Annotated in this window: 14 protein-coding genes and 3 tRNA genes; 6 read left to right on the forward strand and 11 right to left on the reverse strand. The window is 47.3% G+C overall.

Going from position 1 to position 16,262, the window contains the following annotated elements; translation table 11 throughout:
• Positions 1–20: 20 nt before the first annotated feature.
• From DFR28_RS09995 to DFR28_RS10005, 3 genes are all read right to left on the reverse strand, one after another.
• Positions 21–96, reverse strand: a tRNA-His gene (locus DFR28_RS09995).
• 134 nt (positions 97–230) lie between these two features.
• Positions 231–307: transfer RNA gene (locus DFR28_RS10000), tRNA-Arg, on the reverse strand.
• Between the two features lie 154 nt (positions 308–461).
• A tRNA-Pro gene (locus tag DFR28_RS10005) sits at positions 462–538 on the reverse strand.
• Between the two features lie 308 nt (positions 539–846).
• Here DFR28_RS10005 and htpG point away from each other — a divergent pair.
• Positions 847–2,724: a molecular chaperone HtpG gene (gene htpG, locus DFR28_RS10010; RefSeq protein WP_113954178.1), complete on the forward strand. Its 1,878-nt coding sequence runs from the start codon at positions 847–849 to the stop codon at positions 2,722–2,724.
• Positions 2,725–2,830: 106 nt separating this feature from the next.
• Here the strand turns inward: htpG and DFR28_RS10015 are convergent, their stop codons facing one another.
• The 4 genes from DFR28_RS10015 to sucC all read right to left on the reverse strand — a co-directional run bounded on the left by DFR28_RS10015 (position 2,831) and on the right by sucC (position 6,443).
• Positions 2,831–3,319, reverse strand: coding sequence for an asparaginase domain-containing protein (locus DFR28_RS10015; protein WP_113954179.1), 489 nt, complete (start codon positions 3,317–3,319; stop codon positions 2,831–2,833).
• 72 nt (positions 3,320–3,391) lie between these two features.
• On the reverse strand, positions 3,392–4,117 hold the full coding sequence (locus DFR28_RS10020) for a spermidine synthase (RefSeq protein ID WP_113954180.1): 726 nt from the start codon (positions 4,115–4,117) through the stop codon (positions 3,392–3,394).
• 266 nt (positions 4,118–4,383) lie between these two features.
• Positions 4,384–5,268 carry a succinate--CoA ligase subunit alpha gene (gene sucD / locus DFR28_RS10025; protein ID WP_113954181.1) on the reverse strand — a complete coding sequence of 295 codons (885 nt, stop codon included), beginning with the start codon at positions 5,266–5,268 and terminating at the stop codon, positions 4,384–4,386.
• Between the two features lie 11 nt (positions 5,269–5,279).
• Positions 5,280–6,443, reverse strand: a complete 1,164-nt coding sequence (gene sucC, locus DFR28_RS10030; RefSeq protein WP_113954182.1) for an ADP-forming succinate--CoA ligase subunit beta — start codon at positions 6,441–6,443, stop codon at positions 5,280–5,282.
• Positions 6,444–6,714: 271 nt separating this feature from the next.
• Between sucC and DFR28_RS10035 the strand changes: the two genes are divergently transcribed.
• Positions 6,715–7,620 carry a DMT family transporter gene (locus DFR28_RS10035; RefSeq protein WP_113954183.1) on the forward strand — a complete coding sequence of 302 codons (906 nt, stop codon included), beginning with the start codon at positions 6,715–6,717 and terminating at the stop codon, positions 7,618–7,620.
• A gap of 36 nt (positions 7,621–7,656) precedes the next feature.
• On the opposite strand, the gene DFR28_RS10040 is transcribed toward DFR28_RS10035, so the two are convergent.
• The 4 genes from DFR28_RS10040 to DFR28_RS10055 are packed head-to-tail and all read right to left on the reverse strand — an operon-like array spanning position 7,657 to position 10,955.
• Positions 7,657–8,085, reverse strand: a complete 429-nt coding sequence (locus DFR28_RS10040) for a hypothetical protein (RefSeq protein WP_113954184.1) — start codon at positions 8,083–8,085, stop codon at positions 7,657–7,659.
• Between the two features lie 54 nt (positions 8,086–8,139).
• Entirely contained in the window at positions 8,140–9,009 is an 870-nt protein-coding gene (locus DFR28_RS10045) for an LbetaH domain-containing protein (RefSeq protein WP_113954185.1), read from the reverse strand.
• A 12-nt stretch (positions 9,010–9,021) separates the two neighbouring features.
• On the reverse strand, positions 9,022–9,696 hold the full coding sequence (locus DFR28_RS10050) for a sugar transferase (RefSeq protein ID WP_113954186.1): 675 nt from the start codon (positions 9,694–9,696) through the stop codon (positions 9,022–9,024).
• A complete protein-coding gene (locus tag DFR28_RS10055) occupies positions 9,693–10,955 on the reverse strand; it encodes a WecB/TagA/CpsF family glycosyltransferase (RefSeq protein ID WP_170132055.1) in 1,263 nt (420 codons plus the stop codon). Before DFR28_RS10055 ends, DFR28_RS10050 begins: the two co-directional genes overlap by 4 nt.
• A gap of 278 nt (positions 10,956–11,233) precedes the next feature.
• Here DFR28_RS10055 and DFR28_RS10060 point away from each other — a divergent pair, with 278 nt between their 5' ends.
• From DFR28_RS10060 to DFR28_RS10075, 4 genes are read left to right on the forward strand one after another with little or no spacing between them, the layout of a single operon-like run.
• Positions 11,234–12,424, forward strand: a complete 1,191-nt coding sequence (locus tag DFR28_RS10060; RefSeq protein WP_147250992.1) for a polysaccharide biosynthesis/export family protein — start codon at positions 11,234–11,236, stop codon at positions 12,422–12,424.
• Entirely contained in the window at positions 12,421–13,818 is a 1,398-nt protein-coding gene (locus DFR28_RS10065; RefSeq protein ID WP_113954189.1) for a GumC domain-containing protein, read from the forward strand. Before DFR28_RS10060 ends, DFR28_RS10065 begins: the two co-directional genes overlap by 4 nt.
• Entirely contained in the window at positions 13,815–15,257 is a 1,443-nt protein-coding gene (locus DFR28_RS10070; protein WP_113954190.1) for an O-antigen ligase domain-containing protein, read from the forward strand. Before DFR28_RS10065 ends, DFR28_RS10070 begins: the two co-directional genes overlap by 4 nt.
• Positions 15,258–15,259: 2 nt before the next feature.
• Positions 15,260–16,213: a glycosyltransferase family 2 protein gene (locus DFR28_RS10075; protein WP_113954191.1), complete on the forward strand. Its 954-nt coding sequence runs from the start codon at positions 15,260–15,262 to the stop codon at positions 16,211–16,213.
• Positions 16,214–16,262 lie beyond the last annotated feature (49 nt).

Consider the following 16,262-nt stretch of genomic DNA (forward strand, 5'->3'; position numbering starts at 1 on the left):
CCCTCTCGGGTTAATAAAACTGGGGTGACTGATGGGGCTCGAACCCACGACCACCGGAATCACAATCCGGGGCTCTACCAACTGAGCTACAATCACCATATAGCTTTTTCAGAAGCCAATCTAGAACTTATTCAGCTCTTAACCCTCAGTGTCACAACCTCTTAAATAACGAGGTTAAAACAGCAGAAAGCACAACGCATTATAGAGCACTACCACTAGCCAAAAGGTTATGGCGCGCCCGACAGGACTCGAACCTGTAACCTACGGCTTAGAAGGCCGTTGCTCTATCCAGTTGAGCTACGGGCACTCAACTTAAAAGCATTGAGCCCATCAAACACTACATAGACTCTTTGCATATAACAAACAGCATTCTAAAAGCACATCAAGATCATTGCTGCCTTTCAAAATACAGACTAGCTCGACACTGCGCACTATTCCGTCAACACTATTTATCAAAAAAATGGTCGGGGTGAGAGGATTCGAACCTCCGACCCTCTGGTCCCAAACCAGATGCGCTACCAGGCTGCGCTACACCCCGACGGTGTGTGATCAATATTCAGGTCTACGCGCTACGCGCTTGGGAAAATTAGACCGAACATTCCCTGCCGAAGCAGAAAAGATCACGCTGTAATGCGTTGAGGCGCGACTATACTCAGAGATTCCGAAACCGTCAACAAAAAGCGCAAAAAAAAGTCATTAAGTAGCAAATTTATTTTAACCACGCAAATTAATAGCGTTAGCTCGCAACGCACCTTGGTGAGTTTGAAGAAAAACTTGAAAATACTTGAGCAAACCCCATGAACTGAGACATCAATGATTGTATTAACCTGACACATTAGAACTACTATGAGCAAACCACAAACTCACGCGTTTCAGACCGAAATAAGTCAACTTCTAGACCTAATGATCAACTCACTCTACAGTCAGAAAGAAATCTTTCTGCGAGAGTTGATTTCAAACAGCTCAGACGCAATTGATAAGCGGCGCTTTGAAGCGTTGACTGATGCGTCCTTACTTAATGATGAAGAAGAACTCGCGGTGACAATTACCACCGACGCCGACAACAAAACGCTAACCATTAGCGATAATGGCATTGGCATGAGTTACGACGAAGTAATCGAGAACATAGGGACCATCGCTCGCTCAGGCACCAAGAAATTCGTTGAAGCGGTTAAGAACAGCAACAAAGATCAAACCGATGTCAGCCTGATAGGCCAATTCGGAGTTGGGTTTTACTCAGTCTTTATGGTTGCAGATCGAGTTTCCGTTTTAACCCGCAAAGCTGGCACCGATAGCGCAACATTGTGGGAGTCTGACGGCAAGGGAGAATTCACCATTAGCGAAGCCGACAAACCAACAATCGGCACGTCAATCACCTTACATTTGCGTGATGAAGAAACTGAATACTTAGAAGACTATCGACTCAAGCACATCATCCACACGTACTCGGAACATATTTCACTACCGATAAAAATGCTTGGCGCCGCACCGCTCGACGATGAGGGCAAACCGATAGAAGATGGTGAACGCGAATTTGAGACGGTTAATTCCGGAACTGCGCTATGGGCCAGACCGAAAAATGAGATCACTGAAGAAGAGTACCAAAGCTTTTATCAAGGCTTAAGTTACGACATGCAAGCCCCACTCTCGACCCTACACCACAAAGTCGAAGGCAATATGGAATACACCTCATTATTGTTTATTCCAAGCAAAGCGCCGTTCGATATGTGGAATCGTGACAACAAAAAAGGTATCAAACTATATGTTCGCCGCGTATTCATTATGGATGATGCCGAACACTTGATGCCTAACTATCTGCGCTTCGTCAAAGGCGTGATTGACTCTCAAGACCTACCTTTGAACGTATCTCGTGAAATACTCCAAGGCGACCGAGATATACAGAAAATCAAAAGCAGTTCAGTCAAACGAATTTTAGATGAATTGACAAAACTAGCCAAAAACGAGACCGAGAAATACCAAGGGTTTTGGAACGAGTTTGGTCAGGTCATCAAAGAAGGTGTTGTTGAAGACCACGCCAACAAAGACAAAATCACTTCTTTATTACGATTTGCTAGCACTCATAACAGCGATGACGAGCAGAATGTCTCACTCGAGCAATACATCTCTCGCATGCAGGACGACCAAGATGCAATCTACTACATCACTGGTGAAAGCTACAAAGCAGTTAAGGGCTCACCTCACTTAGAGATGTTTACCAAGAAAGGCGTCGAAGTGCTGCTATTGACGGACCCAGTCGATGAGTGGTTAGTGAATAGCTTAGGCGAGATCCAAGAAAAGTCATTAAAGTCAGTTGCTAAAGGCGACTTGTCAATGAGTGAAGAGGAAAAGCAAGCTCAAGAAGCCAAGAAGGAAGAGCTATCCTCAGTGACCGACAAGCTACAAGAAGTCTTATCCGAATGGGTAAAAGAAGTCCGCTTAACTAATCGACTTACCGAGTCTCCGGCCTGTCTTGTTGCAGACGAAAATGACCCAGGAGCGAACCTAGAACGAATCATGAAAGCGATGGGACAAGATGCACCGAGCTCTAAACCGATCCTCGAGATCAATCCAGAGCATGCGTTAATCAAGCAGCTTGATGCGTCCAACGACTCGTTCGCGGATTGGGCTCAAGTATTGTTCGACCAAGCCGCATTGAGTGAAGGCGCACAAATCAAGGATCCAGCCAACTACGTGAAATTAGTCAACAAGCTACTCGTAGCGTAAAACGCCTAATCAGATGCCGGCGGACTAAGCAGTACCGCCGGCATTTTGGCTTTAATCGCGGAATAATTTGAAGCAGCAAACGCAGGACCAATAAAGCTAAGACCGCTTACGAAGCCAAGCCAACAAAGCGGTTAGCTTCAACATCTTTGCGAACCTTATCGCCATCAAAAACTTCGCCGTTCATCACGATATAAACTCCAGCAGGCTTAGATTGAGCCGCGGCCAAGGCGCCACCAACATTAAAGGCCGCGTCGCTGTCACGGAAGATTGCCGGCGCCAAAGCGCCAGTCAACACGATAGTCTTTCCATCGATACCTAATAGCGCTCTAGCCGTTTCCGGCATAGTATCCGTACCATGCGTGATCAATATTCGGTCAGAACTAGAATTCATCACGGCTTCACGAATCAAACGCCGATCTTCATCTGTCATTTCCAGTGAATCCTTGGCCATCAGCGAATCCACTTTATAACTAAAGTGAATCGATAACTCAGCAAGTAATTTACCGATTGCCGGCGACCCAACTTCGTATTTACTCTTGGCGTCGAAATAAATTTTATCGATGGTGCCGCCGACACAAAATATCTGAATTTTCATAGGCTTACATTAAACTATATTGGTGTTGTCATACTAAGCAGCTGCAATCATCAACCGCTCACCTTATGCACTCTAATTAACGGTGCAGATATATACTGAGTTTGTCGAAACTCCCCCAGAATAAGGATTATCAAAGGTAATTAAATGCGCATCGGTATACGCAAACACTTGGTTTAGACGATCAATAAATGCTTGATCAGGAACGTCGTTAGACCAAAGACCAAACACACCACCGGATAAAATTTTATTAGCAACTTTTTGCAACGACTCTTCTGTGTAAAAAGCCGCATTGCTATCGTTCAACCAGTGCTGCGGCGAATGATCAATATCCAGCAACACAGCATGCACTTGCAGATCGTCTTGAAATCCAACATGTTGATCGGTGGCAATCTCAAAAAAATCGCCTAACACTAATTCACAGCGAGCATGCGCCGCCAACACGTCACCAATTGGCAAAACGGCATCTCGATGCCACTGTATAACTGGTGCCATAACATCTATCACTCTGAGCTTGCCAACCGAGTCATCTTGCAGCGCTTTCAGCGCGGTATAACCGAGCCCAAGCCCACCAACAATAATATCCAATGGATCGTCGTGGCCATTTTCATGCAACTTGGCTAAACCCAATTCAGACAACTGTTCCTCGGCCTCAACGAAGAGGCTCGACATCAAAAACTCCTCACCTAACTTAACCTCATAGATTAGCTTATTATCCAATCTCGGCTCGGTGCGGCGACGCAGACTAATGTCACCCAGCGGCGTCTTTTGAAAGTCTATTTCTTCGAATATCAGCGACATAACAGTTTTGCTTTACACATTGAGAATGCTTGCACTATACCCGTCAAACATGAGAATCCAAGCATTTTTATACGCAACCATCGCAATGTCAGCGACCATTCAAACCCACGACAAACTTGACAGGCGAGCCAGCTAAAGAGACAAGTCACTGGCAGCCAGAAGCCCTCCCAGTAAACAACCCCCCATAAAAAAGCTGGATTACCTTTCGGCAACCCAGCTTTCCAATAATTACCTCGCAGCGTAACGCTGCACGATAAATTAGCTTATTAAGACAGTGCTTTTTTCAACGTTGAGCCCATTTCAGAAGGATTCAATGTAACGTGAACACCAGCTTCCTCAAGCGCATCAATTTTAGACTGAGCTGTGCCTTGGCCACCAGAGATGATCGCCCCAGCATGCCCCATACGCTTTCCTGGAGGCGCTGTAATACCGGCGATAAATCCAACTACGGGCTTAGTCATATTTTCTTTAATCCAAGCCGCGCACTCTTCCTCGTCAGTACCGCCAATCTCACCGCACATTACAACAGCGTCCGTGTTTGGGTCGTCGTTGAACATTTGAATAACATCTTTGTGCTTCAGACCATTGACCGGGTCACCACCAATACCGACGCACGTAGACTGTCCTAGCCCGAGTTGCGTTAACTGATGTACTGCCTCATAGGTCAATGTGCCAGATCGAGAGACCACACCGATATTACCTTTCTTGTGAATATATCCCGGCATGATACCAATCTTAACTTCATCCGGAGTAATCACACCCGGACAGTTAGGACCAACCAGAACAGTTTTGCTATTCATCTTGCGCATACGGTCTCGCGTTCGGATCATATCGGCAACCGGAATACCTTCGGTAATACAAATAACTAGGTCTAACTCTGCATCAACCGCTTCATCGATGGCCGCAGCCGCAAAGCGTGGCGGCACATAAATCACTGAGGCGTTCACACCGTGCTGGGCTTTCGCTTCTGCAACAGTATTCAGTATCGGCACACCCAATACTTCTTGACCGCCTTTTCCTGGTGTTACACCTGCAACAAAACAATCTTTACCATAAGCATAGTCGAGGCACTGACGAGTATGAAACTCTCCGGTTTTGCCGGTTATACCTTGCGTAACAATGCGAGTATCTTTATTAATTAAAATTGACATATCTGTACTCCTTACGCTTTAACAGCGGCAGCAATCTTCTCTGCAGCATCGGCCATTGTAGTAGCCGTTTGTAGTTTCACATCTGAGGCGTCAAGAATTTGACGTCCTTTTTCGACGTTGGTGCCTTCAAGACGCACCACTAACGGCACATTTAGACCCACTTCTTGAGCTGCTGCTACCACGCCTTCGGCGATTACGTCGCACTGCATAATACCGCCGAAAATGTTGACAAGAATTCCTTCTACATTTGGATTCTTCAACATGATTTTGAATGCTTCGGTCACCTGCTCTTTATTAGCACCACCACCAACGTCCAAAAAGTTAGCCGGCTCACCGCCGTACAACTTAATAATGTCCATGGTTGCCATGGCTAAACCAGCGCCATTTACCAAGCAGCCAATATTGCCATCTAAAGAAATGTAAGATAGACCCCATTTAGATGCTTCAATCTCATCTGGATCTTCTTCGTCCAAGTCACGATAAGCGACAATTTCAGGTTGACGATACAAAGCGTTTGAATCGATATTGAATTTTGCATCCAACGCAATCACACGCTTATCACCAGTCACCACAAGCGGGTTAATCTCAGCTAGAGACGCATCCGATTTAACAAACGCTTCATACAAACCAGCCAAAAAGTCAGCACCTTCGGCGACCGCTTCACTAGGAATACCGATCTGAGCACAAACACGCTCAGCTTCAGCTCGATCCAGACCGTCGGTCGGATCAATATAAATTTTTATGATTTTTTCAGGAGTCTCTTCCGCTACCGTCTCAATGTCCATGCCGCCTTCAGAGCTACACATCAACACTACTTTTTGAGTTTCACGGTCGACCAGTGCACCCACATAAAGCTCATCAGCAATATCGGCACCCTCTTCAATATACAAACGCTTAACCTTGGTGCCTTCTGGCCCGGTTTGATGCGTAACCAACTGCATACCAAGAATGTCATTAGCGTACTCGCGTACTTTCTCTAAGCTTGTGGCAACTTTCACACCGCCGCCCTTACCGCGACCGCCAGCATGAATTTGTGCTTTGACTACCCAGACTTTACCACCCAATTCTTCTGCAGCCGCAACCGCTTCATCAACCGTGAAGGCTGGGATGCCACGTGGAGTAATAACTCCGTATTTCCTCAGGATCTCTTTACCCTGATACTCATGAACATTCATTTAGTCTTACCTACTAACTGTGTGAGTTTAAGTTCGTATTTCGAGGGCCTGCAACTAACTTGCAACTAGGAAGCTGGCTCACAAAAGTGGCGAAATGATACAAGGTTTTACACACTTTCGGTAGGTGCAAACCGTTAAACAGCCGGGCAAATGGCACGATTCGGCCAAATTTGACGGCGTTCAACGACTCAACGCAATTAATTCTTGGTTTGATTGAGCGATTACGGCATGATCGGCTCTACCACTCGCTCCAAACACTCCCCACATACCTATGGACTCGCACAAAGCGATTTCCCCGACCACTATCGGCTTTATATTTGCGATTGCGAGCGCCGCGCTGTTTGCAATCCGCCCAATTTTCGTCAAGCTTGTTTATGCCGAGGGGGTCGACAGCACCACCCTGATTGCATTCAGAATGCTATTTTCTTTGCCGATATACGTATTGTTATTAGCGTGGTTTTTACGTGAAACCGAGCTTAAAAACCGACTTAACGCGAAAAACATTCTGGCCATTAGCATAGTAGGTATGTTCGGGTACTATGCAGCAAGCTTTCTCGACCTACTCGGCTTGCAATATGTAACCGCGCAGCTTGGGCGGATGATTTTGTATATCTACCCAACCTTCGTAGTGCTACTCGGTGCAGTATTTTTCGGTGAACGCATCACTCTACGCGTAGTGATCTCACTGCTGATAACCTACTCTGGCGTCGCCATAATATTTGGCCATGACCTAAATGTGTTCGGCAACGACGTATTCACTGGTGCGCTCTTCATTTTAGGCGCCGCGCTAACTTTTTCGTTCTACTTGCTGTTTAGTAAGTCGCTGATCGCAGAGGTTGGCAGCCGACTGTTTACTTGCGTCGCGTTAATCGCCGCCAGCACCGGCATACTGATTCACTACGCCCTAACCCGCTCCATTACTCAACCTGAAGTAACGCCCAACGCCTTGTGGCTGATACTTATTATTGCGATCTTTTGCACGGTAATCCCAACCTTTTTCACCACCTCTGCAGTGGCTCGAATTGGCGCAGACAAAACCGGCATCGTGGCGATGGCTGGCCCAGCATTCACAAGTATTTTCGCTGTTTCAGTGTTGGCCGAAAGCTTTACTATTTACCACGCCACCGGCATTGCGCTGACTATCGCTGGAATCGCCGTTCTCAAGGGAAAACCATAGACCTCGACGCATAGACGATGATCATACGCGAATCGTCTATTCAACGTCCTCTAACGGGGAGTGCTCAATAGCTTTGATCCGCTCCAATGTCTCGGCCATATCATCAGCCTGATCATCTAAGCGTGTTGTAGAGTCTTGCAAGGTATTATCGATCAAAGCCTGACGCTCGCCATCGGTTTGCGTAACTAACTCGTCACCAATTTCCTCATCGAGTGCGCGACTTTGCTTTTCACCCAACTCAACCGCAAGCCCCATTAACGACGACTCCAGCGCACTAGTCCCTGCAGTATCAACGGACTCGTCTACAACAGCTGACCGTTCGTTTGATTGTGACGTGACCTCCTGGTCAACCACTGCTTCACTTGACGACTCATGCTCGCCTACTGGCGCATCACCAGATTGTGAGCAGCCAGATAGCAGCATCAGAGCCAGCAGAACTTGTGTAATTTGACGAGAAACTAGCATTACATATCTTAATAAATAACCTTAACCGAAGTTTCGTGGCCAATCGAAATCCGACTAGGAAACTTGATAGACCACACCCTTATTAACAATGGCCCCGTGAATTGGACGCAAAGTTGACACAATCGAGTTTGGCATAACAATCGTATCGGTTAAAGAGACATTAGGTCCAATCAACACATCACGATTTAGTATGACAGTGTCCAGCGACGCATTTTTGGCAATACGACAACGCCGCTCGATCATAACCTCTTTGGGCACCAATACCGCACGCCGATGCACATATGCCTCCCAATGCTGTCTGCGACCTACGCGGCTATTGTGATGAACACTTGGCAACAGGCCAGCTAGATCACCTGATACCACAGAAAAATTAGCGGCCTTGAAATCCCCAGCACTACTGAGTGAATTCACCACCACATCGATTAACTCAATTGGCGCTGCATTAACCATAACGTTAGAGGCATGCGGCTTAAGCAAGGTTAATCCCAATAATTGCCCTTTGGCTGTGGCTGCCAACAGCCTACCTTCAGACCTATTGGCCTCGGTAAGAAATTGGTCAACACAATGACTGCGGAGCCGATCAAGATTGATCACCAACAGGCCATTTGGATCACCTAGAGACTGGTACTCGCTGAGCACTTGATCAGTACTAAGTTGGTAGTCCATCACATTAATGCTCATACCCCATCGCCGAGTATCGCCAATCAGGGTTTGAATTCGGCGAGCGTCATTTTTGGCTAACACCAAGCATTGATCAAAGCCAAGATCTTCTAGCTCCATCAAAAGGTGCTCAATTACCGAATAGCCAGCCACCATCAACGATGCTTTACCATACCCAGAGAAAATACTCGCAAGATCACTGCCTACCATGTCATCAGCTAACACGATAGCCGTCGGCCGAATAAGTCTTTCTTCATTATTCATTTTTGATTTCTCTTAGTAAGCGCCGCGTGCCAACAGCACCGCGGGAATAGTTTTTAATAACAAAAGCAGATCGAACCCGATAGATTGTCGTTCAATGTACTCAACATCCAATGTAACCTGCATTTCAAATGGAATATCCGACCGCCCAGAAACTTGCCATAAGCAAGTAATGCCTGGGCGCACAGTCAAGCGCGCTCGATCAACTCGCCTATATTGAGCAACCTCAGACGGTAATGGTGGACGCGGACCGACCAGCGACATATCACCGATTAGCACATTAATTAGCTGTGGCAGCTCATCGATAGACATTTTGCGAATTACCGCACCGACTTTGGTCACTCGCGGGTCCTTCTTGATCTTAAATAGAACCCCTTGATCAACCTCGTTGTCGGCAGCGAGTTCGGCTTTACGAGCTTCAGCATCCGAATGCATAGAGCGAAACTTCCACATCATAAACGGCATCCCGTCGAGGCCAACTCGGCGCTGTCGAAAAAATAGCGCCCCCGGAGATTCGAGCTTAATAGCCAAGCTAACCACCATCAGCAAAGGCGAGAGCAGAATGATCGCAAGCAACGACACCGACACATCCAGCACTCTTTTAGAGATTGGAAACATCGCTAACCGACATTGCCAAATCAAACGCTTAAGCTGCTGAACAAAGGTTATCTGATTTCGGTAGTGCGTCATTGGGATACCTCTCTTCGATGCACTACACGGCTGGTAGCAGTGCTTTTAATTAGCTTGTCTCGCAGCACACGAACCAAGAAAAGCGGTGTGCCCAACAGATAACGCCTCGCCTTCGCCTTCGGCTGCATGGCCAACCTCCACACCCACTCTAATGACAGCTCGCGTATCCACTCAGGTGCTCGAGCGACCTCCCCAGAATAAAAATCAAACAGCCCACCCACACCAATCATCGCAGACACAGACAAATTGCCACGGTGCTCAGCCATCCATTTCTCTTGCATTGGGGCGCCAAGCGCGACCAGCACGACATCAGCATTACTGGCATTGATACGATCACAGACGTCCGTGTCATTACCATGTAATGAGTACCCATCTAGATATCCGACAACCTCAGCGCCGGGGTATTCGCACGCCAATTTATCGGCAACCTTACTCACCACCGCTGTCGAACCACCCAATAAATATATGCGTGCCCCGGATAGACTCAATCGATCACACAACAAAGGAAACATGTCGGTGCCGTTCACATTTTCAATAATCCGAACACCGCTCGCCATGGCTGCTAGACGCACTCCAATCCCGTCGGCAAATACGCTTGAGAAATCGTTTAACACCTCTCGATAAGACTGGTCATCGCAATATTGGTTGACGCATTCGGCGTTAACGAACGCAAAGCAAGCGGGCTGCTCCGACCCGTCACCCTCATCAATCGACGCACCCACCTCGGCGACCGCATCGGCCATCGATGTGTTACTAATACGTACACCAAAAAGCTGAAAAGTATCAGCCTTACTAACGCGCCTCGTAGTAGAACCAAGACAACGCTGAACTAACCAAACCAATAGCAATTGACCGCGCCGGAGCAGACTGTCGTTTTGAATAAACTCAGCGACCACCGCAGATTCAGAGCTGTATGCAATTCCGGCAGACTGCTTAATAGCATATGGACATAAAACTCCGGGAGCGACGGTAAACCGAACGCGTTCTCCCCCTTTATATTTAGATGACTCGCTCACTCGTACTCGGCGGGGGCCGACCAAATCATAATTTGCTCGAAGGTAATGCAACCAACGATCAAAGTCCGCAAGCGGTCTATTCTCTATCAGCACGGTCTGATGGACAACCCACACACAGCCCTCGCCAAGGTATTGCTCACTGTAAAGTGAAATTCGCTGTCGACGAACTAAGGCAATTAAACAGCTAACACCGATATGCATAAAAGCATAAGCGAGCATTGGAAAAGCAATTAGAAATCTCATTAAACACCCCACTACAAGTATCATTTTGCGTTGAACTGGTTATCATTATTATCATTTAATAGGATATGTCAATAAAATATTTAGCTTATTTATCACATTGAGATTGAAGATGAAACTTTCAAACAAGCAAAAATAGGCCGAAATATGACCATAAAGCACTGATATTAAAGGATTTTATATCTACAAAACGATAAAACCAACAAATAGAAATTAAATTTGACATAAATGATAATAATGATAATAATGGTTTCATTAATATCATATTCGACCAGCTAGCTATGAAAACACCACACAAACTCATAAGCCATCTTTGCGTACCTCTACTAATTCTCTTAACTGGATGCTCAACGGTACCTCAGAGCTTAGACAGCCTGCAGCAAGACAACGGCGAGAGCTTTATTCGAATCGTAGATCATGCAGATACACCTATAACGCATCGCAAGCCCGCCATGACATCGCATTCAGGCCAGCACAGCATGAATACACTAAGTACCGCCGAGCCGCTTCTTACAATTGGCGACGTAATTCGCTTGAGTATTGATGGCATGCCTCGCTTTGACGGCGTATATCAGATTGACGCCACTGGTCAGCTAGATTTTCCATTCGCGCCTTCGGTCAGCGTGCTCGGGCACTCACGCCAAAGCTTGCAATTACACTTAGAGAACGAGCTAGTACGCATCAAATGGTTCCATCAAGACACCGTCAACGTTAACTTAAGTGTCGTACGCCTCGGCCCAGCCTTCATTCTGGTTAGCGGTGCAGTATTTAACCCCGGTGGAGTCACCTTAAACTCACCAAATCTGGACACACCAGAAGCGCCGATTCAGCAAGTTGCCGGAACACTTTCTACACGCAGGGATCTCACCTCGGCGCTTAGTGCTGCAGGCGGCGTGCGCCCTGATGCGGATTTATCAGCGATCTATATTCAACGCGGCAACAACCTATTTAAGGTATCGGCCTCAGGCATCCTGACTGGTCAGAGCCGCGCCGACAACATCATGTTGAACGATGGAGATAGAGTATGGGTCGATTCACAAGGGTTCGAAAACGCAGCACTCATCCGTCCGAGTCAGATTACGCCTCCGGGGATGCGAGTTTTCATGTCAAACTTAACAGCACCGGCATTGACCAATGCGCAATCTGCCGTCGGAGCTGACGCCACTAGACTGCCATATGGCTCATCATTATTAGACGCCGCTGTGTCAGCTAATTGTGTCGGCGGCACACACCAAGCCAATGCCTCGCGAAGTGTCGTGTTAATCACCAAAAACTACGGCTCTCGCCAACAGATAGTTGTCCGGCGCACGATCAACCAACTAATGACTGCGAGCTCGCAATCCAGCGTCAACCCCTACGTGATGCCTAACGACGCGGTCGCGTGCTACGACTCCAAATTCACTAACTTTCGTGATGTCGCACGTGGAATTGTTGAAGTTATTAGCCCCTTGATCCTAGGAGCAGTACTGTGAATTGGCCACTACTCTTTGACTACGCTGTAGTCGCAGCATTAACAATAAAATATCGCTTGCTCGGAATATTTATAGCCATCGTGGTAATGCTTGCACTCTATCTAAGCCTTGCCGCGCCTAGCTATAAAACTTCATGGGTTATGTTGTTACCGGGAACTGAGCGCGGTTCAACCATCAACCTCGACAATCTTGGCGAAGCACGAAGCAGTGGCGCCAATGCATACGGTAGCGTATCTATTAGCCCCAAAAACACCTACAAAGAAATCGCTCTGAGCGACGCCGTAATCAAGCAAGCGGCAACCGAATATGGCGTTGAAGCATATGCATTTAGCAAACCGCGTATCACCTTGATTGACCAAACTCCAGCAATGCAGTTCACCTTGAAAGGAGAATCCAAGGAAGAGCTTGCGTATCGTGCGAAACTCTATAATCGAATCTTTCATAGCGTATTGGATCAACTCCGAGACAATGAAATTGAGCGCGGTTATGAAGGTGTGGAAGATAATCTAGCAGACGCTAAAGCAAGACTAAGTAAAGCGCGATTAGACATCGTGCAATTCCAAAGCAACACCTCGTTAATCTCTGAAGATCAGTTAAAACGATGGGTTAGCGATGCAGAAGAATTGCGATCTAAAGGCACCACCACCTCAATCGAGTTAGCCAGCGCCGAAGCATCGCTTAAGTCACGCCTGCAGCAACTAGGCATTACACAGAAGCAGGCTGAAGCACTGTTGATTACCCAATCAAACCCGGAGCTAGCAACAACTCTCGACAGCTTGAGTGTCAAGCTAGCTGAGCAATCTAGCTTACACACCACCTATGGCGCAGCAAACCCTTTGAGAACCGCCATCGACAGAGAAGTAAGCGGCTTAGCCAAACGAGTTCGCACCCTACTCAGCGATGTTCCCAACCTCAATCGCCTGAACAATAAACAACTGTACGCATTGGCATCGCCAAGCAACGCAAAAAACATTCAAATCACCAACAATTTGATAACCGAGCTAGCCAGCTTAAAAGCACAATCAGCATCAATAGCTGACAACTTTGAACGCTACTTAGCGCGCGTTAGCGATCACGCAGAAGATGCCGCAACGCTGGCTGACTTACAGCGATCGCATCAGATTGCTGAGGCAATTTTCAGCTCCGCGCTAGCAAAACTAGACACCAACCGTTTAGACATTTATGCCACGTATCCACTTACTCAATTGTTAACAGAACCTGGCTCGACATTAAAGCGGGATCGCCTGCAATCAAAATTAATGATCGTCGCCGGCATTCTGATCTTTGGCTTGTTATCGATGGCTTTACTGCTTATCGAACTTCGCAAACAGCTCACTACAACAATGATCAAAGCAAATCATCCAAGCATGCCAGACGCAGGAGCAACATTATGAACTCGGCAGCCAAACTGTCGCCAAGCGCTGTCACGGCTTGGTTTAATCAGCGGTGGGATTTTATAGGAACTCCCACGTGGCAAGAGAAAGCGCTTTTGTCGAGCATTACTTTTACGTTTGGCTTCTATCTTATTGGCGCACTGTATCTGGTTGCCCCCTTAGTCGGCTGGACACTCGCCGCCGCACTGCTTACCCAGATAGCCTCACCGTTATCGATTAACCCGACTAGGCAGCAAGCAAAACAAAATGCACATTGGCTAATCATTCTTTGGTGTTGCTCAGCGATTCTATTAGAAATCGCGTTAATCGTAGGGCACGTAGACTTTAATCTAGGTTTTGGCAAAATTATCAAATCAACCATTGGTTGGGCCAAGGGATGGGCCTTGTTGTCGCTGTTTATCGTGCTTGGATATGCGTTTCAAATCCGCTATCGACTGGTTTGCCGAGCTGCTTGCATAGTCGGGCTGCTGGCACTCATCGTCACTCCGTTCTTGGTTCTCGCCTACGTGTTAGGTCTTCCTGATTTTCTATACGTGTCACCACTTAAGATATTTGGTGGGGCTGGCGCAGAATTCTTCACGGTCATCCTTTACGAAATCGATCCAGGCAATGGCGCCCCTCGCTGGCGCTTCTTCGCTCCTTGGGCGCCCGCGGTAGGCTTTGTCGCGAACATTTACTTTCTGTGCGCCTGGTTTGAAAAAGACCAAAAGTGGCGTGCCATCGGACTCGCCGGCAATGCCATCATGATCGTATTAGCCGCATCGCGCATGGGCATGATCGTGATGCTACTTGTACCAATCGCTGTTTGGGGCTTGTCACGGCTCACTCGCCCATGGGTAATCATCTCGGCCTGTGTCGGGCTGCTGATACTCGCTGTCTTTAGTGACCCTATTTTCCACACGATCACATCTATCCTTGATGATATTAAGGGAGCACGAGCCGACTCCACACGGGTCCGCGCCACCCTCGGCAACATCGCGCTATACCGCTGGGAGTCAGAAGCCTATTGGTTCGGTCACGGCGTAGTTGAGCGTGGCACACACCTAGTTGAATTTATGCCTATTGGTTCGCACCACAACTGGTATGGACTACTGTTTGTCAAAGGCATGGTCGGATTACTGAGCTTCTTAGTCCCCTTTGCACTGACAACCCTAACCTTACTAGTCAAAGCACAATATCAGGTCAGCGCACGCTTAGGATTGGGTATGTGCTTGATTTTAGGCTTCTTCTCAATGAGTGAGAATATTGAGGCGCTGGCGTATATGACATGGCCAGCTTGGCTATTGATTGGTGCCGGCTTACGCAGCACTCAACGCGACATTGACACTAACAAAGACAACATCCTCGGCCAATTTTGGCTACTGTCGCGAGAACACGGAAACTCGCCTGCGCTTGCGAAACACACTACAACACAATCCCTGCGACAAAAGACCAGTTAATTATGAAAATCACTACCATCATCCCCCTATACAATAAGGAAAAATCCATAGCTAGAGCCATGCAGTCTGTGCTGAATCAGCACCTAGCTTGTGACTGCGAACACGAACTGATCGTGATTGACGACGGCTCTACCGACAACTCTTTGGCCACTGCAGCCCAGATTAAAGCGGCTCATACAGATAGAGAAATCACGATCTATGCACAGAAAAACGCTGGCGTTTCGGCTGCTCGCAACCAAGGAATTCAGCTAGCAAAAGGACAGTTCGTCAGCTTTTTAGACGCGGATGACACCTACGACGCCGAGTTCCTAAATGAAATATGCTCACTCATTGCCAATTTTCCCGATGCCGCCTTGTTTGCCACTCGCTATAGGTTCATCGACGCGATATCCGCAAGCTCGCGCGATGCACAATTCGCCAACACGTCAGAAAAGCGGCAACAGTATCTAGCGAATTATTTTGACTCAGCTACACGCGGTGATCTTCCAGTCACATCATCATCGGTTTGCCTGGATCGAGCCACCTTACTGGAAATAGGCGGCTTTCCAGTCAATGAAAATATGGGCGAAGACCAAGCAGTGTGGTCTCAGTTTGCGCTCCAACACCCGATTGCGATTAGCCAAGAAGTTTTAGCGAATTACTATACGCTCAGTGACAACTCACTTATGAGTGCGGTTAAACCTTGCGCTGAAATGCCCTTCTCGATCAGGCTACAAGAGGCACTAGATCAACAACGAATTCCGACCCACTTGATAATTTCTGTGCGTGCGTACATTGCTGGCCATTTACTTGATTTGGTGCGCCGAAATATCGCTAACCAGCAATTCAATAGTGCCAGACGCTTGCTCAACGATCCGCGCACTAAGAACCTTGGCCTACGAAAAACTTATTGGTCGATGCGACTAACGCTAGCGCTTATTACACATAACTTGCTTAGCCGCCAACAACGAGGTTGAGAAAGCCGCGAAAACAAGAAAGCAACGAGCCAGTAACAAGTATTCGAAT

Source organism: Arenicella xantha, assembly GCF_003315245.1.
Classification (GTDB): Bacteria; Pseudomonadota; Gammaproteobacteria; order Arenicellales; family Arenicellaceae; genus Arenicella; species Arenicella xantha.

Bases quoted from the DNA above. Each gene is read 5' to 3' on its own strand.
- htpG (WP_113954178.1), top strand. From the start codon at position 847: ATGAGCAAACCACAAACTCACGCGTTTCAGACCGAAATAAGTCAACTT.
- DFR28_RS10015 (WP_113954179.1), bottom strand. From the start codon at position 3,319: ATGAAAATTCAGATATTTTGTGTCGGCGGCACCATCGATAAAATTTAT.
- DFR28_RS10020 (WP_113954180.1), bottom strand. From the start codon at position 4,117: ATGTCGCTGATATTCGAAGAAATAGACTTTCAAAAGACGCCGCTGGGT.
- sucD (WP_113954181.1), bottom strand. From the start codon at position 5,268: ATGTCAATTTTAATTAATAAAGATACTCGCATTGTTACGCAAGGTATA.
- sucC (WP_113954182.1), bottom strand. From the start codon at position 6,443: ATGAATGTTCATGAGTATCAGGGTAAAGAGATCCTGAGGAAATACGGA.
- DFR28_RS10035 (WP_113954183.1), top strand. From the start codon at position 6,715: ATGGACTCGCACAAAGCGATTTCCCCGACCACTATCGGCTTTATATTT.
- DFR28_RS10040 (WP_113954184.1), bottom strand. From the start codon at position 8,085: ATGCTAGTTTCTCGTCAAATTACACAAGTTCTGCTGGCTCTGATGCTG.
- DFR28_RS10045 (WP_113954185.1), bottom strand. From the start codon at position 9,009: ATGAATAATGAAGAAAGACTTATTCGGCCGACGGCTATCGTGTTAGCT.
- DFR28_RS10050 (WP_113954186.1), bottom strand. From the start codon at position 9,696: ATGACGCACTACCGAAATCAGATAACCTTTGTTCAGCAGCTTAAGCGT.
- DFR28_RS10055 (WP_170132055.1), bottom strand. From the start codon at position 10,955: ATGAGATTTCTAATTGCTTTTCCAATGCTCGCTTATGCTTTTATGCAT.
- DFR28_RS10060 (WP_147250992.1), top strand. From the start codon at position 11,234: ATGAAAACACCACACAAACTCATAAGCCATCTTTGCGTACCTCTACTA.
- DFR28_RS10070 (WP_113954190.1), top strand. From the start codon at position 13,815: ATGAACTCGGCAGCCAAACTGTCGCCAAGCGCTGTCACGGCTTGGTTT.
- DFR28_RS10075 (WP_113954191.1), top strand. From the start codon at position 15,260: ATGAAAATCACTACCATCATCCCCCTATACAATAAGGAAAAATCCATA.